Genomic DNA, 25,160 nt, shown 5'->3' with positions numbered 1-25,160 from the left:
ACCGTGGGTGCAGCGAGTTCGGGAAGGTGGGAGCCGAACGCCAGGTTGAAGTGAATGGCAATTCCAGAGCGCCCACAATCCAAAGAGTGGCCTCATCTCGAGGCAAGTAGGGTGGAACCGCGGGTAATCCCGTCCCTATGTGCATGGCACATAGGGGCGTTTTTTGTCGTTTCAATACTTTTGGAGGTGTCACATATGAAGCACATGACCGTGCAAGAAATTATTTTGACGTTACAAAATTTCTGGGCGTCGAAAGGCTGTTTGACAATGCAAGCGTATGACGTTGAGAAAGGGGCCGGCACGATGAACCCGATGACGTTCCTACGGAGTCTCGGACCCGAGCCATGGAACGTCTGTTACACAGAGCCATCACGTCGTCCGGCGGATGGACGGTACGGAGAAAACCCGAACCGCTTGTATCAGCATCACCAATTCCAAGTCATCATGAAGCCGTCGCCAAGCAACATCCAAGAGCTTTACTTAGAGAGCTTAGAGTTGATCGGGATCAACCCGCTCGAGCACGACATCCGTTTCGTCGAAGACAACTGGGAGAACCCGACGTTCGGTGCGGCCGGACTCGGTTGGGAAGTCTGGTTGAACGGGATGGAAATCACTCAGTTCACGTATTTCCAACAAGTCGGTGGCATCGAGTGCGATCCGATTGCCGTCGAGATTACGTACGGTCTTGAACGTCTTGCGTCATATATCCAAGAAGTCGAAAGCGTGTTTGACCTCGTCTGGACAGACGGATTCAAATATGGCGATATCTTCTATCAGCCGGAATTCGAACATTCAAAATATACGTTCGAGCTCTCGGACGTCGATATGTTGTTCACATTGTTCGATACGTATGAAAAAGAAGCGAAGCGTGCCTTGGACGAAAACCTCGTCTTCCCGGCTTACGACTATATCCTTAAATGTTCGCATACGTTCAACCTTCTCGATGCGAAAGGTGCCATCTCGGTGACAGAACGGACCGGTTTCATCCAACGCGTCCGTAACATGTCCCGTGCATGTGCCGCCAAATTTATCGAAGAGCGGGAACGTCTCGGTTTCCCACTTTTGAACCAACAGAAAGCAGGTGCCCTTGATGCGTGACCTTTTATTAGAAATCGGACTTGAAGAATTACCAGCCCAATACGTCCTCCGTTCAGAGAAACAATTGGCGGAACGCGTAACTACCTTCTTGACGGAAGCCCGTGTCCAATTCGGTGCAATCACCGTTTATTCGACACCACGCCGCCTCGCCGTTCTCGTCAAAGACGTGGAAGAGAACCAACAAGACTTGACGGAGACGCTTCGCGGACCGGCGAAAAAGATTGCCCAAGACGCTGAAGGAAACTGGTCGAAAGCAGCCGCCGGCTTTGCCCGTGGCCGCGGCCTATCGGTCGACGACTTGTACTTCGCCGAAGAAAAAGGTGTCGAGTACGTCTTCGCCGACCGTCATGAATCAGGTCAACCGACGAGCACGTTGCTCCCGGCACTCGAAGACGTCGTCCGAGGCATGACGTTCCCGAAAAACATGAAATGGGGCACGAGCAGCCTACGCTATATGCGTCCGATTCGTTGGCTCGTCGCCTTGTTCGGTGCCGAACAAATCGATTTCGAAATCGAAGGCGTGAAGACGGGGAACGTGACGCGTGGTCACCGTTTCTTGAGTAAGGGTGACGTCGTCATCACGGAACCGGCTGCCTACGCTGAGACGCTTGAACGCGAGTTCGTTGTCGCTTCGTACGAAGACCGTAAAGGACGCATCGAACGTCAAATCGAGGAGTTGGCTTCAGAACAGGGCTGGACCGTTCCACTCGATGCCTCGTTGCTCGAAGAAGTGACGAACCTCGTCGAATGGCCGACAGCACTATTCGGTGAATTCGATGCCCGTTATCTCGAACTTCCGGAAGAAGTCTTGATTACGACGATGAAAGAACATCAGCGCTATTTCCCGGTTTATATCGGTGAAACGCTCAAAAACTATTTCGTGACCGTCCGGAACGGAAATGCCAAATACCTTCAAAACGTCGCTAAGGGGAACGAGAAGGTCATCCGGGCCCGCTTGGCAGATGCCGTCTTCTTTTATGAGGAAGACCAAAAGACGAAGATTGACGAACAACTCGTCCGTCTCGACCGCATCGTCTTCCATGAGAAGTTGGGTACGACAGGAGACAAGGTCCGTCGCGTCGAACAGCTCGCAGGAACGCTTGCGCCATTGTTCAATGCGGATGCAGCCAAAGTGGCGCGTGCCGGTGCCATCCATAAATTCGACCTCGTCAGCCAAATGGTATATGAGTTCACAGAACTCCAAGGAGTGATGGGTGAGAAGTATGCGCTCCAACAAGGTGAGGACGCGGAAGTGGCCGCGGCAATCCGTGAGCACTACATGCCGCGCTTTGCTGGTGATGCCTCGCCGGCGACATCGACGGGTGCTGTACTCGCACTCGCCGATAAACTGGATTCGATTGCTGCCTTCTTCGGAATCGGCATGATTCCGAGCGGTTCACAAGATCCGTTTGCGCTCCGTCGCCAAGCCCAAGGGGTCGTTCAAATTTTGGCGGATTGGAAGATTGCCTTGCCACTCGACAAGTTACTTTCACAAGTTGTCGATTCGCAACTTCAGGCAGGACTTTACGATGCCGATAAAGAACAAGTCAAGGCGCAACTCGAGGACTTCTTCATGCTTCGCTTGAAGTATCGTCTGCAAGAGCGACAAGTCCGTTATGACGTCATTGACGCCGTCTTGACGACTGGCCTTGCGATCGACCGACTCGATGCGAGAGCGGATGCGGTTCAAGCCATGCTCGCGAGCGAGGCGAAACTGCTCATCGAACAATTGACACGCGTCGTCAACATCGCTAAAAAAGGCGAGGCCGGGGACGTCGATCCGTCATTGTTTGAAAATACGGAGGAGAAAGAACTCCACGCTGCCATCGAAGCGACGTTACCGGAGACGGAACGCGCGGTCGAGGCGGGCGACTATCATCAAGCAATCACATCATTGCGCGCCCTAGAACATCCGATTAGCGCTTATTTTGAAAATACAATGGTCATGAGCGATGTCGAGGCGATTCGCGAGAACCGTCTGCGCGAGATGAAGCGACTCGCTGCGACAATCGAGAATGTCGCCGATTTTAGCGCGCTCGTACTCTGACCAAACTTGAGGGGGTTGGCTATGCAGCTGAATGAACGCCAACAGAAGATCGTTGAAATCGTAAGGGTCAACGGACCAATCACGGGGGAGCAGATCGCCCAAGAGCTATCGCTCACCCGGGCCACGCTCCGACCGGACCTTGCCATTTTGACGATGACTGGAATACTAGAAGCCCGACCGCGTGTCGGCTACACGTTCGTCGGCAAACGAAACTCATCCCTGCTTCGGGAAAAGCTTGACTCGTTGACGGTCGGAGACTTCATGTCGTCGGCGAAAGTCGTCAGTAACGAGATGACGGTGTATGACGCTGTCGTGACGTTGTTCTTGGAAGACGTCGGCTCGCTGTTTGTCGTCGGGAAAGACAATGAGCTCGTCGGCGTCCTATCGCGTAAAGACTTACTCCGGGCTGCCATCGGTAATCAAGATCTCGATCAATTGCCGGTCAACGTCATCATGACCCGGATGCCGAACATCACGGTATGCGAGAAGGGTGAGACGTTGATTCGGGCCGGAATGAAGTTGATCGAGAAGCAAATCGATGCCATGCCGGTCGTTGAAGAGAAGGATGGCAAGCTGATCGTTCTCGGTCGCATGACGAAGACGAACATGACGAAAGTATTGATCGCGCTCGCTAACGATGAGTCGTTCTGAGGAGGAATCTGGTTTGACACTGACACAAAAACAACTCGTATTTGTCGTGAGCGATTCAGTCGGCGAGACGTGTGAACTCGTCGTCCGGGCCGCGAGCATCCAATTCCATGAGAATGCGATTGAGACGCTTCGTATCCCGTTCGTCGAAGATGGACAGACGATTCACGACGTCGTGACTCAAGCGCGTGCCCAAGGAGCAATCATCGCCTTCACGTTGGTCAATGAAGAACACCGGTCGTTACTCGTCCGTCTCGGACAAGAGTACGGTGTGAAGACGGTCGATTTGCTCGGGGATTTGCTCGATGTGCTCGCTGGTAAACTCGGTGAGAGTCCGCGCGAAAAACCAGGACTCATCTATCGTTTGGACGAAGATTATTTTCGGAAAATCGAAGCGATGGAGTTCGCGGTCAAGTACGATGACGGACGTGATCCGCGCGGGTTGAAAAAGGCGGACATCGTCCTCGTCGGCGTCTCACGGACGTCGAAGACACCGCTCTCGCAGTATTTGGCCCTGAAGCGCTATAAGGTCGCGAACGTGCCGCTCGTGCCGGAGTCACGCCCGCCGGAAGAACTGTTTGAATTGCCGCCTGACAAGTGTGTCGGCTTGATTATCTCACCTGACAAATTGATTTCGATTCGGATGGAACGGTTGAAATCGCTCGGATTAAAACCCGAGGCCGATTACGCCCAACTCGAACGGATTAACCGGGAGCTCGAATACGCCCGTGGGATTTACGAGCGGATCGGTTGTGAGGTCATCGATGTGACGAACAAGGCCGTCGAAGAGACGGCTGGCATCATTTTACGGATGCTCGATCAATCAAAAGAGGATTGAGCACTCGGATTAGTAATCGACTGGTGATAACGGTATAATAGAGTACTGACATGACATTGAAACGGAACGTGGTGAACGTTCCGTTTCGTTGCGAGTTTGGATAGGGAGTGGTCAAGTTGCCGCGCATACCGGATGAAGTCATTGCGGAAGTAAAACAAGCCACAGATATCGTTGATTTAATTAGTGAACGCGTTGAATTGAAGAAGCAAGGACATCGTCTCGTCGGGCTTTGCCCGTTCCACTCGGAGAACAGCCCATCGTTCTCCGTGTCCCCGGAGAAAGGGATGTATCACTGTTTCGGATGCGGCGCCGGCGGGAACGTGTTCACGTTCGTCATGGAGACGGAAGGACTATCGTTTCCAGAGACGATTGAACGCCTCGCCACGCGAGCGAATATCGCAATCGAAGGTGGCGTGTCGGGCGACGAGGAATTGTCGCGTGACCAAGTCCTCCGTAAACAGATGCGCGATGCGCATCGGGTCGTGGCCGACTTGTATCACGAGGTGTTGATGAAGACCGAGGCGGGCGAAGTCGGATTGACGTATTTGCAGCAGCGTGGTTTAGAGGAGTCGACGATCGGTCAGTATAAGATCGGTTACGCGCCCGACCATCGCCGATTCACCGTGGATTCATTAGAACGAAGAGGTTTCGACCTTGAGGTCATGGTAGAAGCGGGATTGATTTCTAAGTCTAGATCCGGTGAATATTTCGACCGGTTCGAAGGCAGAGTCGTCTTTCCGATTGCGGATCGAGACGGCACCATCGTCGGATTTAGCGGACGGGCGATCGATGAGCGACAGCCAAAGTACGTCAATACGGCGGATACTCCGTTATTCAATAAGAGTGAACTCTTATTCGGGTTCTCACAGGCCCGCGCCACGATGCGCAAACAAAAACGTGTCTTGCTCGTCGAAGGAAACGTCGACGTCTTACAAGTCGCGCAAGCCGGGACGAAAGAAGTCGTCGCCTCGCTCGGGACGGCGTTCTCGTCCCAACATGCCCGCGCCTTGGCCCGCATGGTCGAAGAAGTCATTATCTGTTACGACGGCGATACGGCCGGACAGGAAGCGACGATGAAAGTCGTCCGCTTGCTCGAAGGCTATCCGCTCGACGTGCAAGTGTTGATGTTACCTGAGAAGACCGACCCGGACGATTACATTCGGACGAACGGGGCGGAACAGTGGCGTAAATTGGTCGAATCGGAACGGTTGTCCGTCCTCGATTTCATGAACCGCACGCTCCGGCGTGGGAAAAACATGAATCGAGAAGGAGAACGGATACGGTTTATTGAATCTATGCTTGTGGAAATTAGTAAAACGGATAACTCGATTCGCCGTGACCTGTACGTGAAGAAGCTGGCCAACGAATTTGAGATTCCGGTCGAGACGTTATTGTCGCGGATGCCGAAGACGTCTTCGAAAGAAGCCGTCCCACAGCCCGTCCGCGAACCGGAGCCGGTCCGCCGGCGTTCGTCTAAAGCGAACGAGCCACGCTACGTCAAAGCGGAGAAGTTATTGCTGCGGGCAATGTTGAGTGGACCGGAACGGGTTCGTTTCGTCCGGGACCGTCTCGGCCTGTCCTATCAGGACGAGGTGCACCGGATGTTGGCGACGGCATTGTATGAAATCGTCTCCGAGGACATGACACACGAGGAGTTCGAACAAGTCGCCCCCCCGTTCATGGAACGATATTGTGACCAACGTCCGGACTTTGCGAATCGTTATGCCGAGATTCGACTCATGGCCGCACCGGATGAACTGACCGAAGAGGTTTTAGATGAATACATTAAGGTCATAAACAGTTATGAGGAACAGCGTCAAATCGAGCGGGCGAAAAGGGAAATCGGACAAGATGCCGAAAGTATAGTAGACCAGGCATCCAAGTTACAAGAATTGATTACCCGGAGTCGTCGGCTTCGTGAACGATGAACGTGGAGGAAGTTTGGAAGGAGTTGAACTGCTAGATGGCAGAGAAGAAAAAAGAGGATTTATTTAACGCCATAGAGGAACTTGAGAAATTAGGGAAGAAAAAAGGCGTCGTATCGATGCAGGAGATTCAAGATCGCCTCAGCCATTTTGAGGTAGACTCAGACTTTATCGATAACTTCATCGAAGATTTAGAAGGTAAAGATATCCGCGTCACAGAAGATGCGGCCGATGCCGAAGAGACGCCATCGAAAAAAGAAGACGAAGAGGTCGATTTGAACGACCTATCTGTCCCACCGGGCATTAAAATCAATGACCCGGTCCGCATGTACTTGAAAGAAATCGGACGCGTCGATCTTCTTAGCGCGAAAGATGAGACTGAACTCGCGAAGCGGATTGAACAAGGCGATGAAGAGGCGAAGAAACGCCTCGCCGAAGCCAACCTCCGTCTCGTTGTCTCGATTGCGAAACGTTATGTCGGGCGCGGCATGCTCTTCCTCGACTTGATTCAAGAAGGAAACATGGGCCTCATTAAAGCCGTCGAGAAGTTCGACTATATGAAAGGGTTCAAGTTCTCGACATATGCGACGTGGTGGATTCGTCAAGCAATCACACGAGCCATCGCGGACCAAGCCCGTACAATCCGGATTCCGGTTCACATGGTCGAAACGATTAATAAATTGATTCGTGTTCAACGTCAATTGTTGCAAGACCTCGGACGCGAACCGTCGCCTGAAGAGATTGCCAAAGAGATGGAGCTCACACCTGAGAAGGTGCGTGAAATCTTGAAAATCGCTCAAGAGCCGGTGTCGCTTGAGACTCCGATTGGTGAAGAAGACGATTCACACCTCGGTGATTTCATTGAAGACCAAGATGCGATGGCTCCACAAGATGCCGCCGCGTATGAATTGCTTAAAGAACAACTCGAAGACGTGCTCGACACGCTCACGGACCGTGAAGAGAACGTACTCCGTCTCCGCTTCGGTCTCGATGACGGCCGTACGCGTACGCTTGAAGAAGTAGGTAAAGTGTTCGGTGTCACTCGTGAGCGGATTCGTCAAATCGAGGCGAAGGCACTTCGGAAACTTCGTCACCCGAGCCGTTCGAAACGCTTGAAAGACTTCCTCGATTAATTGTGTTTTTGAATAAAGTGTGAAGTTTTAGAAGAAAGGAAGGAAAATGAGTGATTTTCCTTCCTTCTTTATTATTTTTTGAGTAAAATAGTGATGGGTAGAAATTTGGAATGAACATGAGGGGGAAATGCAATGCGTAATCCATTGTTACCGTTTGCAGCGATTGCGATCGTCGCAATCATTGCCATGGTCTCATTATCGTATTTTGGCGTAAACCAAGCACAACAAGCTGCTGAAGGTCCGTCTGTCACTGAGATGAACCCAGAAGACTTGTATGCAGCTAAAGGTTGCACAGGTTGCCACGGTGGAAATCTCGAAGGAGGCGTCGGTCCTGCCTTGACTGGTGTCGGCGAACGTTTATCGGCTGAAGAGATCACGAACATCATCGTCAACGGTAAAGGTGCGATGCCAGCTGGCCTCGCCACTGCCGAAGAGGCGGACGTGCTCGCGACTTGGTTGCTCGAACAATAAGAGGGAAACGTACTCCTAGCGGGGTACGTTTTTTATTGTCCTGACTATCAATATTCGTTACCCTAATAGTGAAGAAGTAGAAAAAGGAGTTGTCCCTATGCAAGAACAAGTGACGTTAGACCGGCGGCTGAAGCAAGTCGTCGATTTCATCCCGAAAGGTAGCGTGGTGGCGGACATTGGATCTGACCACGCTTACGTGCCATGTTACCTCGTCCAACAAGGCATCGTCAATCGAGCCATCGCCGGCGAAGTGAACCGCGGACCGATGGAGGCGGCAAAAGCGCAAGTCGCGTTGATTGGCGCGACTGAACAGATTGACGTCCGTCTCGGTGACGGACTAGCCGTTCTCGAAGCAGATGAGGCGACTTGTATCTCAATCTGCGGGATGGGAGGAAGTTTGATTCGATCGATTTTAGAGAGTGGCCGAGACAAGTTAGGCGCGGTCGAACGGCTCGTCTTGCAACCGAATGTAGATGGACAACACGTCCGCGAATGGTTGCTCGACGCAGGCTTCGTGTTGATTGCCGAGTCCATCGTCGAAGAGAACGATAAAGTATATGAGATTCTCGTCGGCGAACGTGGTACGGAGACCCGCTATAGTTCGGATGAAGCGGAACGGGCTTGGCAGCTCATGTTCGGTCCTTACTTGCTCGAGACACGGCCTGAGGCGTTCAAGCTGAAATGGGGACGTGAAGCGGACAAGCTCGATTACGTGCTTGGTCAAATGGCTGAGGGGGCACAGACCGAGGCGCTCATCCAGAAGCAGGAGGAGTTCAAGACGTTACGTGACAAAATGAGAGAGGTGAGCAACTAATGGCGAACGGAAACCATGTCATCCAATTGTTTGACGAGTTTGCCCAGAAACATCTTGCCGTCGAGGGCGATAAAATCGGTCTCCAAATCGGTACGCTGAATAAGCCCATACATCGGGTCATGGTGACGCTCGACGTGCTCGAATCGGTCGTCGATGAGGCCATCGAACGGGACGTCGACTTGATTATCGCCCATCATCCACCGATTTTCAGTGCCCTAGAACAAGTGAACGACCGCAGTGCGGCAGGGCGCATCGTCATGAAATGCATTCGGCATGACATCGCTGTCTATGTGGCCCACACGAACTTGGACGTCTGCGAGGGCGGGGTCAACGACTGGATGAGTGAGGCACTCGGGTTGGTCAATCCGACGGTGCTCATCCCGACGTATGAAGAACCGGTATATAAACTGTCCGTGTTCGTCCCGACGACGCATCGGCAAGCCGTGTCGGATGCGCTCGGCCGGGCCGGAGCCGGTCGTCTCGGAGATTATGGGGACTGTCAGTTCACCGTCTCGGGAGAGGGTCAGTTCACGCCATTCGAAGGGTCGGACCCGTATCTAGGCCAACACGGCAAGACGGAACATGTCGAGGAAGTGAAAATCGAGACGATTGTCACGGAGAGCCAAAAGAAACGAGTACTCAAGGCAATGAGGGACGCACATCCATATGAAGAGGTCGCCTACGATTTGATTCGGGACGACATAGAGGGGCGTGTGTTCGGTCTCGGGCGCATTGGTCGTCTATCGACCCCGCTCACACTCGCTGCGTTCGCAGAGCACGTCAAGGCGAGTTTTGGCGTCGAAGCGGTGCGTATCGTTGGCGATCCGAACCGGACAATCGAGAAAGTGGCCGTCCTCGGTGGTGATGGGAACAAATACGTGTCGGCCGCCCATTTCAAAGGCGCGGACGTGTATGTGACGGGTGACTTGTATTTCCATGTGGCGCACGACGCGATGGCTCTCGGTCTTTCGGTCGTCGACCCGGGTCATCATGTCGAGAGTGTCATGAAGCAGGGAGTCGTCGACGTCATGCGGCAAAAAGGAGAACGTGCGAAGCTCGATGTCGAATTCTTCGTGTCCGAAGCCGATACGAATCCGTTTCGTTTCTATTGATTATGCGAAAACCCCGTCCTCTCACGAGGACGGGGTTTGATGTCACTTACGGAGCGCCTTCACTTTCGGGAGGATGCTACGGAGTTCGAGATAAGGGGTCTTGTCATGTGTGCTCAAATCGAGCGGGTCATATTGGCTCAGGAAGTCGATCACTTTCTTCGTGATCGGCGTCGGTGTAGACGCACCTGACGTGACGGCGACCGTCTCGACACCATCGAGCCAAGCAAGGTCGAGCTCGCTCAAATCACCGATGCGATAGGCATTCGTGCCGGCAATCTCTTTAGAAACTTGGGCCAGGCGGTTCGAGTTATTCGATTTCGGGTCGCCGACGACGATTAACAGTTCGCAATCGCCGGCTTGTTCGGCCACCGCTTCTTGACGGACTTGCGTCGCGTTACAGATTTCATTATGCACTTCGACATGCGGATAACGCTCTTGAATCATTTCAATCAAGGCCGAGACGTCCCATTGACTCATCGTCGTCTGGTTCGTGACGAGGATTTTCGTCTCATAGAGATGGGCTGGCAACGCCTCGAAATCTCGTTCATATTGTACGAGATGAACTTTGCCCGGGGCGACGCCCATGGCACCTTCTGGTTCCGGGTGTCCGTGCTTCCCGATATAGATGACCTCATAGTCGAGGGCCGTCTTTTCACGAATCAAATCGTGCGTGACCAAGACGTCTGGGCACGAAGCATCGACAATCGTCAATCCCTTCTCGATGGCACGTTTACGTACGAGCGGCGAGATGCCGTGAGCGGTAAAGACGACCGTACCGCGGTCGATGGTCTCGAGTGCTTTCATGCGATCCTCGCCGTCGACCGTCTTGACGCCGAGGTCCTCGAACGCTTGGGTGACATGTCGGTTATGGACGATCATGCCGAGTATATGGATAGGACGCGGTAAATCTGGGTTGGCCATCGCTTCGTTGGCGAGCTTCATGGCATCGACGACGCCGTAGCAGTATCCGCGTGGACTGATTTTTTTAACTTTCATTTTTTAAGGAACGCTCCTTTCGCGATGCTTTCATACGTATTAGTCTAACATTGTTTCGAAAATACGAAAAGAATTGCGTGTATTCATGCTATAATCTTAAGGTTAGAAAGGAGGGACACCGTGGAACGCTTGAGAACATTGCTTGAAGTTCGAAAATCGTACTTCTTTCAGATTACATTTATTATCTTCATTATACTAGGACTTGTCATCTCTTCACTAGCGTTCTCTGCCGATCGTGTGACGGTGTCCCGGGCGGAAGAGCTAGCGAAAGAACAATTTGATTATGCGATTGACGGGAGTATCGAGAACCTAGAGACGCGACTCGGTAAACTGTATGAAGACTTGGTCTATCTCGGCGCCTACGTCGGAAACGAGACGTATATCGAAGAACGGATTCGAACCGGCTATTTGAATCAGCGCACGAGCTTTACCTCGATTTTTTATTACGATTTACAGGACGATGCCTTTAAATGGTACTCGCAACGTCGAGTGCCGACCACGACACTGAAAGCCGATGCAAAGTTTAACGAAGTGCTCAACGGTGGAGGCAACGACTTATTCATGAGTGAACCGATTTCCATCTCCGGTGACGTCGGGACGTTTTTGTACGTACCGGTCCTTGAGGATAACCGGTTGGTCGGGATGTTCGGCGGCAGCATCAGCGTGCTCAATTCCGATTTATATCGACGCATGCTCGAATCGGCGAACGACGATATGATTCTTTACTTGTTGAACGAGCGGGGCGAGGTGTTATCGACGTCGTTCAATCTCGTCACGGACGCGGAACGTCGTCTGCCTCGTTCGATTATCGAGGCGACGGACGACTATGCGGTCCGGACGATTTTCAGCACTAAGGATGACGTCATCATGTATGAACCGGACGCCCGCGTCACCGGCTGGAGCGTCCTCGCCAAACATAGTACTGATTCTGTGTACGAGGCGGTCTATGCGACGCGCTGGCAATATTTAATGATTACGCTCGTCACGTTCTTTTTAAGTATCATGGTCGGTTTGCTCTTGTCGAAGACGTTGACGAGCCCGCTCCTCGAGCTCGTGCAAAACATCAAGAAGCAGCAGTCGCTCGAACCGATTCAACTAGAACGGACCGGCTCCAAAGAAGTCGAGACGTTGCTTGATACGTATAACGACTATTCCCGCCGCATGGAGACGGCACGACGGGAACAGCTTAGCCAGCAACAATTGTTGCTTCAGCAAGAGAAGCTCGCCTCGCTCGGACAGCTTGCGGCCGGAATCGCTCATGAGATCCGCAACCCGCTCACACCGGTCCAAATCACGTTACAGATGGTGAAAGAGGGGCATAGCAGCCAAGAAATGCTTGACCTCGCCCTCTCAGAGCTCGACCGGGCCAACCATTTGATTACGACGATGCTCACGCTCGCCAAGCCGGATCAGGCGAAACTGCAAGAAGAATGGCTCGATATGACAGAGTTTGCGAGTCGCCTTGAATTCTTGCTCGACGCCGAGTGTTATAAACGGGTCACGAATTGGGAGTTGAACTTCCCGAACGACATGCCGCCGTTTTACTGCTCGAGCGACATGCTTATTCAAATCATTTACAACTTGTTCAAAAATGCGGTTGAAGCCGTCGACTCGAAAGGGGCCGACGGGAATGTGACGGTCACCATTCAGTTCACGGAGCGGGATTATCGCTTCTTGATTGAGGATAACGGCATCGGCATGACCGAGGCTCAAGTCAAATCGGTCGGATCGGCGTTTTACACGACGAAAGAGAACGGCAACGGCTTAGGTCTCTACATGATCCGCGAATACTTGAAAGCCGTGAACGGTGACATGAACATCGAGAGCGTTGAAGGAGAAGGTACGGCCATGATAATTAAAATCCCAAGGCGGTCGCACCCATGACGAAAGGATTCAAACATTACTGGTTATGGCTACCTGTCGTCTGGGCGTTGACGATTTTACTGATCACCTCGATTCAATTGCCGGAACGTTCGAGTGAGAATAACGAAGTCGGTTTCGTCTTCGTCAGTGAAAAGCATGAGCACGCCAATAAATTGTTGGCCGCTTTTGTCAGGACGGCGAATCAAAAAGGGTTCATCCCTGTCCCGACGACGAGCGAGGATTCACGGGTGTTAGAGAAAGAGAAGTTGGACGCCTTGATTGACCGCGGGGTCGAAGCGATTTTTGTGACGACGCTCGACGAGGCGTTCATTCGTCCGTCGCTCGAGCGTGCCGAGCGGGAAGGGATCCCGATTATCGCGATTGACCGCATGATTGACCATGAGAGCGTCTTGACGTCCGTCATGTCCGACAACGTCGAGATCGGCCGCATGGCGGCGAACCATATCGCCGCCCAACACGCCGGGCTCGACCGTCCGATTCGAGTCGTCGAAGTGCGCGGGACGGCCAAAGTCCGCTCGACGATTGACCGAAGCCTCGGATTGACGGAATATGATAAGGCGAACGACAACCTTCAAGTCGTCGCTTCCATCACCGGAAACTATGATACGTTCCAAGCGGAGATTGAGATGTCACGTTGGCTCGAGGCTGACATCCCGTTCGATGCCGTCTTCTCGCATAACGATGACAATACGTTCGGTGTCGTCCGTGCCCTTGAAAGTCATGGGCTCAGCGACAAAACGCTCGTGTCGGTTGACGGGGTGACAGAAATTTATCCGCTCATCCACAACGGCAAAGTGAATGCGACGGTCGTCCAATCTCCGAACGAGATGATCGAGGTCGGATTTAAAGCGCTCGAACTACATTTGAGCGGCAAAAAAATCGCACCACACTACTACACATCGAGCTATTTATATGAAGGGCTCGCAAAAGATTAATTGACAAATGATTAGATTCCGCTATGCTAGGAAAAGTGGAAAGAAACAGGAGGTGTATCGATTGAACAGCTTCCAACAGTTCAAATTGTTACCGTTTATCGTCGATGCCTTGACAGAAAAGCGCATCACAGTACCGACGGACATTCAGGCCCGGATTATTCCGGCTGCGATGAATGGCCGCGATATCATTGGGAAATCACAAACCGGGACGGGGAAGACGCTTGCGTTCCTTTTACCTATTTTAGAAGCAATCGATCCGAAAGAAGAATCGGTCCAAGCCATCGTCGTCGCACCGACGCGCGAACTCGCTTGGCAGATTCACGAAGAGTTGAAAACACTCCTCGTCAAACAGCCGGACTATATTAAGACAAGTCTGATTGTCGGAGGAACTGACCGGGAACGACAAATCGACAAGATGAAAAACCCACCACAACTGATCATCGGGACACCAGGTCGTTTGCTCGACTTGATGAAAGTCCAAGCGTTATTCCCGCACAAAGTCACGCACTTCGTCGTCGATGAAGCTGACCAAATGCTCGACATGGGCTTCTTGCCTGAAGTCGACCGCATCGCGCAGGCGTTGCCAGAGAAACTTCAAACGATGGTCTTCTCAGCGACAATCCCTGAGAAGTTACAGCCGTTCTTGAAGAAATACTTGCACGACCCACGCTACGCGGAAGCGAGTGAAGAGCACCGTGTCGTTCCGAAAATCAAGCATCACGTCATCCCGGTCCGTCACCGTGACCGTAAGGCGTTGACGGTCGAAATTGCAAAAACGATTAACCCGTTCGTCTGTCTTGTGTTCACAAACACGAAACAAGATGCAGATGAGTTGGAGACGTCGTTCCGCGAGGCGGGACTCAACGTCGGCACGCTTCATGGGGACATGCAAGCCCGTCGCCGGAAGCAAGCCATCAAAGACATTAACGACGCGAAATATCAGTTCGTCATCGCCACCGACTTGGCGGCGCGCGGCATCGATATTAAAGGTGTGTCGCACATCATCAACTTCGGGATTCCAAAAGACCTTGACTTCTATACGCACCGCGTCGGCCGGACGGGCCGCGCCGGTGAGACGGGTGAAGCGTACACGTTGTATGAAGATCACGAGAACGGTCCGATCAATCGACTCGAAGAGCGTGGTTTCACGTTCAAGCACGTCGATGTGAAGAACGGGTCACTTCAAGAGATTAAGACACGCAAACGCCGCACGACCGACCGGAAGATGAAAGTCTCGCAAACGGCGCACAGCCGGATGGCGGGCGAAATCAAGAAGGCGAAGAAAAAGGTCAAGCCTGGTTACAAGAAGAAGTTCAAGTATAAGTTGAAAGAGACGGCCTCACGTGAGCATATGCAGAGCCAACGTCAGGAACGTCGCGAAGTTCGTAAGAAGAACCGTCGCTAAGCAAAAGAAGAATCGACTTCGTGGAGTCGATTCTTCTTTTTGTGTACACTAAAGACAGATGAGAATGAAGGAGAAATGACTATGTTAAAAATTGGTTCCCACGTTTCAGTTTCCGGTAAGAAGATGTTGCTCGCAGGAAGTGAAGAGGCCGTATCTTACGGTGCCAACACGATGATGGTGTATACGGGTGCGCCCCAAAACACGCGTCGCAAACCGATTGAAGACTTGAATATCGAGGCGGCGCTCGTTCATATGGTGGCGCACGACATCGAGGAAATCGTTGTCCATGCCCCTTATATCATCAACTTGGGCAATACGACGAAACCCGAGACGTTTGAACTCGCCGTGTCGTTCTTAGCAGCCGAGATTAAACGGGCCGAGGCGCTCCAAGTCGCGCGCCATGTCGTGCTCCATCCCGGTGCCCACGTCGGTGCCGGTGAAGAGGTCGGACTCGCCCGCATCATCGAGGGCTTGAACGAAGTGCTCACTGGCGATGAAACAGTTAAAATCGCGCTCGAGACGATGGCTGGGAAAGGCAGCGAGCTCGGCAAGACGTTCGAGGAGCTGGCGACCATCATCGATGGGGTGACGCATAACAATCGCCTGTCGGTCTGCTTCGATACGTGTCACGTTCATGACGCAGGTTACGACCTCGTCGGCGATTTGGACGGCGTCATCGAACAGTTCGACCGAATCGTCGGACTCGAGCGTCTCGGTGTCATCCACGTCAACGATTCGAAGAACGTTCGTGGCGCGAAGAAAGACCGACATGAGAATATTGGATACGGGGAAATCGGATTCGAGACGTTGAACCGCATCATTCATCACGAGGCGTTCACCCACTTGCCGAAAATTTTAGAGACACCATATATTCCAATCAGTGAGAAGACGAAAGTGGCACCATACAAGCAGGAAATCGAGATGTTCCGGGCGAACCGCTTTGACGCCGAATGGCGCGAACAGTTTACGCTCGCGCACCAATAAGATGAGCCTCATTCGGATCGACCCGAACGTATATGATGTCTGGTCTGCGCTTCCGACATATTTTCAAGAAGCGAGCCCGTTTTATGTGGAAGGGCAAATTGACGAGGCGACAGCATGGATCGAGATTCTCGAGTATGGAATCGTGGCCGAAGTCGAAGTCATGCTCGTAGAGACGACGCAGCGCCCGTTTGACCGTTATTGGCGGATGGAGGCAACGCCCGAGGTGACGGCGTATAGTCTCGTTGATGTGGTCGGCCTCGACTTCCATCATCCGCTCCTCCGAGCCGGGATGTATGACGGGGATACTAACGATGTCATCCGCGCGAAATGGGAACAAGGATACCGCGTGCCTTCTGCCAAGTGGACCCGGGAGTCGTTTCGCGCCCACTTGGCAAACGAACAGGCGATGTTACAACTCGCCCCGACGACTGTCTGTGAGGCATGCGGGGATGATTTGAATCGTTTTGGAGCATTCGGGGTTCGTCTGATGGAGTATCATTTTGAAGCAGGAAGCGGCACATGGCTATGCCCCACGTGTCACAAAGCAAGACATTACGATATGTAAAAAAAAAACGGAGCCCAGGGGCTTCGTTTTTTGAATTAAAATGGCCAGTTCGCGAGTGCGAATTGATATACTTTCATCCCAAGAAACACGCCGAAGATGCCGATGACACCAGGTAAAACGGGTGGAGCAGGGAGCGGCAACTTCAAAGCGGTGAAAATCATGCCACAAATAAGACCAGCGAGCAATGACAATAGGATTTCTTGCATGAATGATTCCTCCATAATCGAAATGAAAACGCTTTATTAACAGGTAACCGAGTTCATTATACAATGTTCATTCTCGTTTGAGAAGTCTAACATCAGTCATCTGTCATTTTCTCATTTTCAGCTCGTAAGCGAAGGACTTCCCGTTCGGCCCAGTTCGAAGGTTCCCGTTCGAACACGCTCGGAATGTTGTTCCAACGACCGCCCGTATATTGATGGATGATGATTTGTGATTGAATTTGTTCTTGTCCGGCTTCTTGTTTCAAATACACATAACTGCCGTCAGCACGCTGGATTCTGGCTTTCACGTTATCGACGAGTTGCAGCGCGAGCATGTCTTTAATGTACGACTTATGTCCCGCATCGAGGATTGGGAAGAGAATCTCAATCCGTTTGCGCATGTTACGGGTCATCCAGTCGGCAGAGGAACAATATAAGTCTTCTTTCCCGTTTTGATAGAAGTAGAAGATGCGTGAGTGCTCCAAATAGCGATCGATGATGGAGGTGACACGGATGTTTTCCGAGATGCCTTTAATGCCTGGACGCAAACAACAGATGCCGCGGATGATTAAATCGATTTTGACGCCGGCCTGTGAGGCGTCATATAGTTTCGTGATAATTGGCTTGTCGGTGATCGAGTTCATCTTGGCGACGATGCGGCCGTTGCCGTATTTCTCGTGCAACTTAATCTCGTCCTCAATCTTTTGAAGGAAGAAGTCGTGCATGTCGTCCGGTGACGTCTCGAATTTATGCCACGACGGACGTTCTCCGTACCCCGAGAGCCAGTTGAAGAAGTTGGTCGCGTCCTCGGCGAGTTCTTCGTTCGTTGTCAACAAGCCGATGTCCGTGTACAGCTTGGCGGTCGAGTCGTTATAGTTGCCGGTACCGAGATGGACGAACCGTTGCAAGACACCGCCTTCAAGAATACGGACGACGAGCGTGATTTTCGAGTGCGTCTTTAACTCTTTATAGCCATAAATGACGTGGGCGCCGGCTTTCTCGAGCTGTTTTGCCCATTGGATATTCTTCTCTTCATCGAACCTGGCCTTCAATTCGACGAGCACCGTCACCTGCTTCCCGCTCTCGGCGGCATCGGTCAGCGCCTTGATAATCGGCGAGTCACCGGACACCCGATATAACGTCTGCTTGATGGCGAGGACGTTCGGGTCTTTGGCCGCCTGGGCGATGAAGCGGACAACCGGGTCGAACGAATGGTACGGATGGTGGAGCAAGTAATCTTTTTTCAGTACCGCTTGGAACAAATCTTTCCCCGGTTCAAGTCCTTCCGGGACGAACGGAATGAGCGTCTCGTTAATCATCTCATCATACTCAATCCCGATTTTATTATAGACACCGAACAAGAACGTCAAATCGATTGGACCATCGACGAGGAAGATGTCCCGGTCATGAAGGTCGAGCACGTCCTGGAGCATGAAAAACAGCTCTTTACTGAGCGACCGTTGCTGAACCTCGAGCCGAATCGCGACCCCGTAGCGTCGTTTCTTCAACTCTTTCTCGATTTGTTTCAAGACGTCGCGGCTACCTTCCTCATGGAACGGCATATCCGCGTTCCGTGTGATCCGGAACGGCATAGTCGACTCGACTTCAAAACCTTTGAACAGCGAGTCGATGAACTGGATGATGACGTCCTCGAGCAACATCAAATCGGTATGGTCCTCGTCCTCTGTCGGCAATTCGAGATAACGCGGCAACACGGCAGGTACCTGGACGAGGGCGAGCCGTTTTTTGCCTTCATCGGTCGAGGCGATCTCGACGGCGATATTGAGTGATTTGGACAACAGCATCGGGAACGGTCGATAAGCGTCGACGGCAATCGGCGTCAACACCGGGAAGACGTGGGTCCGGAAGTATAACTTGACGAAGTCGAGCTGTTCTTTGTTCAAATGTTTCGGCCGTAGGAAGCGGACGTTCTCCGAGGCGAGCTGTTTGACGATTTTCTTATATGTCGCGTACTGGACCTCCACGAGTTCCTGAGCTTTGATGGAGATGGCTTTGATTTGCTGTTTCGGTGTCAACCCGGCCTTGTCTTCCGGACGGTTGAAGCCGGCGAGCACTTCATCTTTCAATCCGCCGAAACGGACCATATAAAACTCATCGAGGTTCGAGCTGAAGATGCCGAGAAACTTCAGCCGTTCCATGAGCGGATTGCGCTCGTCCATCGCTTCTTGCAAGACGCGTTCGTTGAAGCTCAGCCAGCTGAGCTCACGGTTATTGAAATGTTCGGGTAAGTAGATGGTCATGAATCTCTCTCCTCTACGCGTAACTCGATTGATTGGTCAATCGCACGTTCCAAATGTTTTTTATGGCGGATGCCGCGCTGCAGTTCAAAGCGCGGGGATGTGTGCGTATGAAGCGTGAAGACAAGTCCTTCCTCGGTCGAGGATACGTCGACGTTCTCTACGACTTGACGTTCGGTCAAATCGAGCGCGTCGACGAGCTTGACGATGGAGCCGAGCAGCTCTAAGCTCTTCAACATCTTCGAATCGAACCATTCGGGGAAGCCTTCGATATGTTGTTCGAGCAGGCGTCGTGATTTATATGACGTCACCAAGGCGAGGGCGAGCCGGTCCTCGTTGTTCATCCCTTTAAAATCGTTCGTCGTAATCAAGTGGAACGTGTGGTCGCTCTTGTTATTATGGTCGATATATTCCCCGAAATAAGCGAGCCGGCACGCCCCTTCTAAAAGACCGGGTTCGAACGGTTTCGGCTTAATCGTCTTCGTCTCAATCAAACCGGTGTAAATTTGGCGGGCGAGATGAATCAAGTGTTGATGACGAACCGGGTCGACGGCATACTGCTTCTCGAAATGACGGAAACTTTCTTCTTTGACGTCACCGAAACGGACCAGATTGTTTTCCTTTAAGTAGTACTCATAGAACAAGCCCTCGCGTAGTCCGTTGTTGCTCATCATGAACTCAGGAACTTTCAAATACTTCGCCAGTTCATCGATGGCGGTCACGGCCGGGGCGATGATGTCCATCCGGTCTTTCGACAAACCGTCGAGACGCCCAAGTTGTTTCGGCGACATTTGAATGAGTTCGTCGACGACATCATGCAGGCGGTCGGCCCCGAGCGTGTATTGATGAATTCCCTCGAGTGGGAACAAGGACATCGACTGTTCGACCCGAACGAGGTTTCGAGCCGTGCCTCCGACACCGACGAGCGGTATACCGTGCGGCTCGAGCCAGTCGATCTCTTTGAACGACTTTTTCAAGAACGTCGTCAATTGTTTATGCTCGTCTTTCGTAAGCGTGTCACCCTTCATGAAGTCCTCGGTCAATGTGACGGCTCCGAACGGGAAGCTGTGATAGAAGACGAGTTCACGATCTTTGAAGTAGGTCACTTCCATTGAACCACCGCCGATATCGACTGAATAGCCGTCCTCGATATACGTCGAGTTGATGATGGCCGAGTAGCCGTAAAACGCCTCCTCATAGTCGCTCAACAACCGAATCTCCATGCCGGTCGCTTGCCGCACTTCTTCTAAAATGGCCTCGGAATTGCTGGCGTTGCGGATGGCGGCCGTCGCGACGGGCAACACTTCTTTCACTTCGTGATGCTCGTTCAAGCGATTAAAGTGATTCAGCGTCTCGATGAGCGCCTCGATGCCAGAATCGGACAGTTCATTGTCATCGGTGATATGGCTCGACAGCCGTGCCACTTCTTTCACGTTCAACCGTTCAAAATACTGACCGTGGCCGTTCACTTCAAAAATGACGTTACGAATCGAGTTGGACCCGATATCGATGACTGCTAGTTTTTTCTCCACGGAAAAACCCCCTCTGCGTTATCTCTAGTGTACAACGAAGATCATAAAATTACATACGGATTTCAGTTCGTGCGCCGCCAATCGGCTCGCATTGCCTCTATACTTGAAGCATAGACTGATATTCTGTATAATACAGACGCCAAGCAAGTAGAAATGATTACGATTTATCACACGAGAGAAGGGTAGCTTATGACGACATCCGTCGTAAAATTAAATCATGTTTCCTATCATTACGATGGGACCGCCGCGCTACAGGACGTGTCCATCGATATTAAACAAGGCGACTTTGTCGCCGTCGTCGGGGAGAACGGTTCCGGCAAATCGACGCTGATTCGGACGATTCTCGGATTGTTATCGCCGCAAACCGGATCGGTCGAACTGTTCGGCCGTCCCCAAGGACAGTTCAAAGACAAGTCTCGTATCAGTTACGTTTCCCAAAAAGCCGCGTCGTTTAACTCAGGATTTCCGGTGACAGTCGAGGAAGTCGTCGCTATGGGCCGTTACGGACGCCTCGGTCTGTTCAAACGGTTGAACATCGAAGACAAGGCGGCCATTCAAAATGCACTCGAGACGGTCAATATGTGGCAGTTTCGACATCGGAAAATCGGCAGCCTGTCCGGCGGGCAACAACAGCGCGTCTTTATCGCTCGAGCGATCGTCAACCAACCGGACTTGCTCATCTTGGATGAGCCGACGGTCGGGGTCGACCAAAAACATTTGCGTGATTTTTATGAGGTGCTCCATCTGTTGCGCGAGCACACGTCATGTACGTTCATTCTCGTGACCCATGACTTGAACGTCGTCACCGACCTCGTCACGAAAGTCGTCCATCTCGATCACGGACGTATGGCCTGCAACTGTGGCTTGAAAGAATATAGTGAGCTCGGCGAATTGACGGCGATTAAACCGTACCCGGTCAAAGTGCTCGTCCATGAAGGTACGTCATGATCACGGATCTGTTCACGTACAGCTTTTTACGTTATGCGTTCATCGCAGCTGTCGTCATCGGGTTCACTGCGCCGCTCATCGGCTCGTTCGTCGTCGTCAGACGGATGAGCTTGATTGCCGACGCGTTGTCCCATATGACGCTTGCCGGAATCTCGTTCAGTCTGTTCCTCGGACAGTATATTCTGCTGTTCAGCGACTTGAACCCGCTTTACTTGGGGACGCTCGTCTCCGTGCTCGCCGCGCTCGGCCTCAATTGGCTCCGCGGAAAATACGTCCATTTCCAAGAGTTGTCGATTCCGATCATGATGTCGGCTGGGATGGGGCTCAGTGCGATCTTTATCTCGTTGTCGCGCGGGTTTTCCATCGATTTGTCGACGCTCCTGTTCGGGTCAATCTCAGCGGTCAGTCTATCAGACATCTGGATGATTTTGGCGGTGGCTGGTTTCACGCTGCTCGTCATCATCGTGTTCTATAAACAGCTGTTGTTCTTGTCGTTCGATGAAGAACAGGCGAAAGTGTCGGGGCTGCCGAGTACGATGCTCCACGTGCTGTTCATGTTCGTCGTCGCGCTCGTCATCGCCGTCAGCATGCGCATCGTCGGCACACTGCTCGTCTCGAGTCTGATCACATTACCGGTAGCGGCTGCGCTCCGGTTCACGAGCAGCTTCAAGCAAACGATTCTCTGGTCAATCGTGTTCGGAGAAGTCGCGACGATTGGCGGACTCATCCTCGCCTATGAGCTCGATGTCGCCCCGGGTGGTGTCATCGTTCTGCTCGCCGTTATGATTTTAGCCGTCGTCATGCTGGCTGAACGACTCGGACTCGCTCGGAAGAAGGAGGTTCGTTATGAAGGAAACTGAACAATTGACCCGTCTGCAATCGTCGTCGCTCAAAGTGACACCGAAACGGATTGAGATGTTTGCCTTTCTCGCGGCGGAAGAGCGTTACGTCAGTGCCAAGGATGTGCTCGACTATATGCGCGCGAAACATCCGACGATGAGTTTTGACACCGTGTACCGCAACTTGAAGTCATTCGCCGAGGAAGGATTGCTCGAAGCGACCGAATTGAATGGAGAGAAGGCGTTCCGCGTCACGTGCGGGTCGAATCATCATCATCACCATTTGATTTGCCGCGGTTGCGGTAAGACGAAGCTGCTCGAGCTCTGCCCGATGCGCTATGTCGAGACGCTCGATCCTGATTTTGAGGTCGTCGATCATAAATTCGAGATTTACGGGTATTGTAAACAATGTAAGTGACGAGAAGGGATTGTGGATGCAATCCCTTTTTTGTCGAATCAAGAGAGGGGGAGTCGAGATGATTTACACCGCAGCCGAAACCAAACAAGCCGATACGACGGCGCTCCGGCAAGGGATGCCGGCCGACGTGTTAATGGAACGGGCAGCATCGGCCGTGGCGGCCCGTCTGACCTTCCGGCCACGCTCGTCGGTGCTCGTCATCTGCGGCGCCGGCAATAACGGTGGGGACGGCTGGGTCGTGGCTCGAGAATCGGCACAGCGAGGGTGTGACGTCTTTGTCTATGCCCCATTTGGCGAACCGAAGTCTTCGGAAGGGGAACGGCATGCGGCGTATGCGCGCCGTTTCGTCACCATCGTCGAGGAGCCCCGAGACGCCGATTATGTCGTCGACGCCTTGTTCGGGGTCGGATTCCGTGGTCCGGTCACCGGAAAGGCGAGGGACGTCATCACTTGGATGCGTGAACAGTCGGCGCCGGTCATGGCGATCGATGTGCCGTCCGGTGTCCCGAGTGATGAGGCGTCAGAATTTGACGGACATGCGGTTAAGGCGGATACGACGTTTTCGCTACACGGCTATAAGCGGAGTGCCTTTTTAACACAGACGGCCCCATATTATGGGACGGTCGAGGTAGTCGATATCGGACTGCCTCACACGTCTGAATGGCGCGTGTTGACGGAGTCAGACTTTGACCGGGATTTGCTCGAGCGCGACCCGTACGGTCATAAGAATCGATATGGGCATGGATGTTTGATTGGCGGGAGCCGTCATTTGATTGGAGCCCCGTTCTTGGCGGCCCGGGCGGCGTTACGGACTGGCATTGGCTTACTGGACTTGGCCATCCCATCGGAGGCGCACATCATGGCATCGAGTTTACCTGAGGCGATGTATTATGGCATCGATGAGTTGCCGGACAAGGAGTATGCAGCTACGGCGATTGGGCCAGGTCTCGTCGACGATGAACGGTCGGACCGTTTATGGCAAACCGTCAGTCGTCAATCGAAACCGCTCATCGTCGATGCGGGCGCCTTGACGACGGAACATCTCGCAGCGGAAGGTCCTCTCACGTTGACGTCGCACCCGGGAGAGTTCGCTCGCTTGACGGGACGGTCCGTCGCCGAGATTGAAGCGGACCGGTTCCGTATCGCGTCAGACTTCGCACGGCAACATGGGATTCACCTCATCTTGAAAGGGACGCATACGCTCATTGTCAAACCAGACGGGACGGGAGCGGTCAATACGATTCAAGCCGCGGCGCTCTCGAAAGGAGGGAGCGGCGACGTGTTGACCGGAATGTTGCTCGCGCTCTGGGCGCGGACGGACCGAATTGACACCGAGTCGTCCCCGAACGAACAAGCCGTCCTATGGCACGCCTTGGCGGCACAAGCCGCGAGTCGGCAGATGCATCCGGCGAGTGTCCTCGCAACAGACGTCATCGAAGCAATCGGACACATATAAAAAAGCCCTGTATACAGTGGATATTCCTATCCAACGTATATGGGGCTTTTTTTAAATGGTGATGGACTTGGTCGTCTCGAAGCGATTGACGATGTGGAGCGCCTCGTTCCAAGATGTGATCCGTTTCACCCCATCCGGTAACGGTTTGCGATTATACGGCGCGTCGAACAATAGGACCGGGATGGTCGTCTGTTCATGGATCGAGATCGCGTTCTCATAACGGTCCTCCATGAATAGGTCGAGTTCGAGCTGTTTGACGACGCCGACCTTGTCATGGCTCCCTGTCATGATGAGCGAGTCGAGTGGGAGTTCATGCTGCCGAATCCACTCCTCGGTGACGGCGCGGACGGCTTCGCTGCGGGCCGTGACGTAATGGAGGCGGTGCGACTTGCGCATATTCCATAAGACGGCGTTCACTTCGGAATGCGGAAGTGAGCGACGATAAATCGCTTCCTCATGACCTTGTTCAATCATGAAGCGCCAAAACGCTTCTTGTGTCATATCTGTATAAGTATGCAGCTCGTATTCGGTCGCCTGATGATAATCGATGGCGTATCCGAGCGCATCGTTCATATAATGAAAACAACTTTGCGGATCCGTGACGGTTCCGTCGAGGTCAATTCCAATGTGCATATTCGTCCCTCCTTGCTC

At 52.6% G+C, this 25,160-nt stretch carries 23 protein-coding genes; 18 read left to right on the top strand and 5 right to left on the bottom strand.

The window, feature by feature from the left end; genetic code table 11:
- The first annotated feature begins 204 nt into the window (after window positions 1-204).
- The 9 genes from glyQ (at window position 205) to KNP81_RS00320 (ending at window position 10,086) form a co-directional block, all read left to right on the top strand.
- The gene (gene glyQ, locus KNP81_RS00360) at window positions 205-1,098 is read left to right on the top strand and encodes a glycine--tRNA ligase subunit alpha (RefSeq protein WP_370447070.1); all 894 of its coding nucleotides are present in this window, start codon (window positions 205-207) and stop codon (window positions 1,096-1,098) included.
- A complete protein-coding gene (gene glyS, locus KNP81_RS00355) occupies window positions 1,091-3,145 on the top strand; it encodes a glycine--tRNA ligase subunit beta (protein ID WP_214717411.1) in 2,055 nt (684 codons plus the stop codon). Before glyQ ends, glyS begins: the two co-directional genes overlap by 8 nt.
- Before the next feature lie 21 nt (window positions 3,146-3,166).
- Entirely contained in the window at window positions 3,167-3,796 is a 630-nt protein-coding gene (ccpN, locus tag KNP81_RS00350) for a transcriptional regulator CcpN (protein WP_021065695.1), read from the top strand.
- A complete protein-coding gene (locus tag KNP81_RS00345; protein ID WP_214717409.1) occupies window positions 3,783-4,631 on the top strand; it encodes a pyruvate, water dikinase regulatory protein in 849 nt (282 codons plus the stop codon). The genes ccpN and KNP81_RS00345 overlap by 14 nt, the downstream gene beginning before the upstream one ends.
- Window positions 4,632-4,738: 107 nt before the next feature.
- Window positions 4,739-6,559 (top strand): DNA primase, encoded by a 1,821-nt coding sequence (dnaG, locus tag KNP81_RS00340; protein ID WP_353048062.1) that lies wholly within the window; start codon window positions 4,739-4,741, stop codon window positions 6,557-6,559.
- 35 nt (window positions 6,560-6,594) lie between these two features.
- A complete protein-coding gene (gene rpoD / locus KNP81_RS00335; RefSeq protein ID WP_021065698.1) occupies window positions 6,595-7,689 on the top strand; it encodes an RNA polymerase sigma factor RpoD in 1,095 nt (364 codons plus the stop codon).
- Window positions 7,690-7,821: 132 nt separating this feature from the next.
- Complete coding sequence (gene cccA / locus KNP81_RS00330; RefSeq protein ID WP_021065699.1) at window positions 7,822-8,160, top strand: cytochrome c550; 339 nt, start codon at window positions 7,822-7,824, stop codon at window positions 8,158-8,160.
- Between the two features lie 97 nt (window positions 8,161-8,257).
- Complete coding sequence (locus tag KNP81_RS00325) at window positions 8,258-8,974, top strand: tRNA (adenine(22)-N(1))-methyltransferase (RefSeq protein ID WP_214717404.1); 717 nt, start codon at window positions 8,258-8,260, stop codon at window positions 8,972-8,974.
- Complete coding sequence (locus KNP81_RS00320) at window positions 8,974-10,086, top strand: Nif3-like dinuclear metal center hexameric protein (RefSeq protein ID WP_214717402.1); 1,113 nt, start codon at window positions 8,974-8,976, stop codon at window positions 10,084-10,086. The genes KNP81_RS00325 and KNP81_RS00320 overlap by 1 nt, the downstream gene beginning before the upstream one ends.
- A 42-nt stretch (window positions 10,087-10,128) precedes the next feature.
- On the opposite strand, the gene KNP81_RS00315 is transcribed toward KNP81_RS00320, so the two are convergent.
- On the bottom strand, window positions 10,129-11,082 hold the full coding sequence (locus KNP81_RS00315) for a 4-hydroxy-3-methylbut-2-enyl diphosphate reductase (RefSeq protein WP_214717396.1): 954 nt from the start codon (window positions 11,080-11,082) through the stop codon (window positions 10,129-10,131).
- A 120-nt stretch (window positions 11,083-11,202) separates the two neighbouring features.
- Between KNP81_RS00315 and KNP81_RS00310 the strand changes: the two genes are divergently transcribed.
- From KNP81_RS00310 to KNP81_RS00290, 5 genes are all read left to right on the top strand, one after another.
- A complete protein-coding gene (locus KNP81_RS00310; RefSeq protein ID WP_214717394.1) occupies window positions 11,203-12,966 on the top strand; it encodes an ATP-binding protein in 1,764 nt (587 codons plus the stop codon).
- Entirely contained in the window at window positions 12,963-13,901 is a 939-nt protein-coding gene (locus KNP81_RS00305) for a sugar ABC transporter substrate-binding protein (protein ID WP_021065704.1), read from the top strand. The genes KNP81_RS00310 and KNP81_RS00305 overlap by 4 nt, the downstream gene beginning before the upstream one ends.
- Before the next feature lie 52 nt (window positions 13,902-13,953).
- Window positions 13,954-15,306, top strand: a complete 1,353-nt coding sequence (locus KNP81_RS00300; protein ID WP_353048061.1) for a DEAD/DEAH box helicase — start codon at window positions 13,954-13,956, stop codon at window positions 15,304-15,306.
- Window positions 15,307-15,387: 81 nt separating this feature from the next.
- A complete protein-coding gene (locus tag KNP81_RS00295; protein ID WP_214717390.1) occupies window positions 15,388-16,290 on the top strand; it encodes a deoxyribonuclease IV in 903 nt (300 codons plus the stop codon).
- Window positions 16,247-16,855, top strand: a complete 609-nt coding sequence (locus KNP81_RS00290; RefSeq protein WP_251130216.1) for a hypothetical protein — start codon at window positions 16,247-16,249, stop codon at window positions 16,853-16,855. Before KNP81_RS00295 ends, KNP81_RS00290 begins: the two co-directional genes overlap by 44 nt.
- Before the next feature lie 35 nt (window positions 16,856-16,890).
- Here the strand turns inward: KNP81_RS00290 and KNP81_RS00285 are convergent, their stop codons facing one another.
- The 3 genes from KNP81_RS00285 to KNP81_RS00275 all read right to left on the bottom strand — a co-directional run bounded on the left by KNP81_RS00285 (window position 16,891) and on the right by KNP81_RS00275 (window position 20,848).
- Entirely contained in the window at window positions 16,891-17,061 is a 171-nt protein-coding gene (locus KNP81_RS00285; protein WP_021065708.1) for a DUF1427 family protein, read from the bottom strand.
- Window positions 17,062-17,153: 92 nt separating this feature from the next.
- Window positions 17,154-19,319 carry an RNA degradosome polyphosphate kinase gene (locus tag KNP81_RS00280; RefSeq protein WP_214717388.1) on the bottom strand — a complete coding sequence of 722 codons (2,166 nt, stop codon included), beginning with the start codon at window positions 19,317-19,319 and terminating at the stop codon, window positions 17,154-17,156.
- Entirely contained in the window at window positions 19,316-20,848 is a 1,533-nt protein-coding gene (locus KNP81_RS00275; protein ID WP_214717386.1) for a Ppx/GppA phosphatase family protein, read from the bottom strand. Before KNP81_RS00275 ends, KNP81_RS00280 begins: the two co-directional genes overlap by 4 nt.
- Before the next feature lie 189 nt (window positions 20,849-21,037).
- Between KNP81_RS00275 and KNP81_RS00270 the strand changes: the two genes are divergently transcribed.
- From KNP81_RS00270 to KNP81_RS00255, 4 genes are read left to right on the top strand one after another with little or no spacing between them, the layout of a single operon-like run.
- Window positions 21,038-21,796, top strand: a complete 759-nt coding sequence (locus tag KNP81_RS00270) for a metal ABC transporter ATP-binding protein (protein ID WP_021065711.1) — start codon at window positions 21,038-21,040, stop codon at window positions 21,794-21,796.
- Entirely contained in the window at window positions 21,793-22,656 is an 864-nt protein-coding gene (locus KNP81_RS00265) for a metal ABC transporter permease (protein WP_058763937.1), read from the top strand. Before KNP81_RS00270 ends, KNP81_RS00265 begins: the two co-directional genes overlap by 4 nt.
- Complete coding sequence (locus KNP81_RS00260; RefSeq protein ID WP_021065713.1) at window positions 22,643-23,053, top strand: Fur family transcriptional regulator; 411 nt, start codon at window positions 22,643-22,645, stop codon at window positions 23,051-23,053. The genes KNP81_RS00265 and KNP81_RS00260 overlap by 14 nt, the downstream gene beginning before the upstream one ends.
- Before the next feature lie 58 nt (window positions 23,054-23,111).
- Window positions 23,112-24,509, top strand: a complete 1,398-nt coding sequence (locus KNP81_RS00255; protein ID WP_214717384.1) for an NAD(P)H-hydrate dehydratase — start codon at window positions 23,112-23,114, stop codon at window positions 24,507-24,509.
- A 51-nt stretch (window positions 24,510-24,560) separates the two neighbouring features.
- Here KNP81_RS00255 and KNP81_RS00250 read toward each other — a convergent pair whose 3' ends face one another.
- Window positions 24,561-25,142, bottom strand: a complete 582-nt coding sequence (locus KNP81_RS00250; protein ID WP_251128806.1) for a hypothetical protein — start codon at window positions 25,140-25,142, stop codon at window positions 24,561-24,563.
- Between the last annotated feature and the right edge of the window lie 18 nt (window positions 25,143-25,160).

This window comes from Exiguobacterium sp. s149, from assembly GCF_018618395.1.
GTDB lineage: Bacteria > Bacillota > Bacilli > Exiguobacteriales > Exiguobacteriaceae > Exiguobacterium > Exiguobacterium chiriqhucha.
Note: the sequence above shows the minus strand (reverse complement) of the source record. Positions and strands in the feature narration are given on the sequence as shown.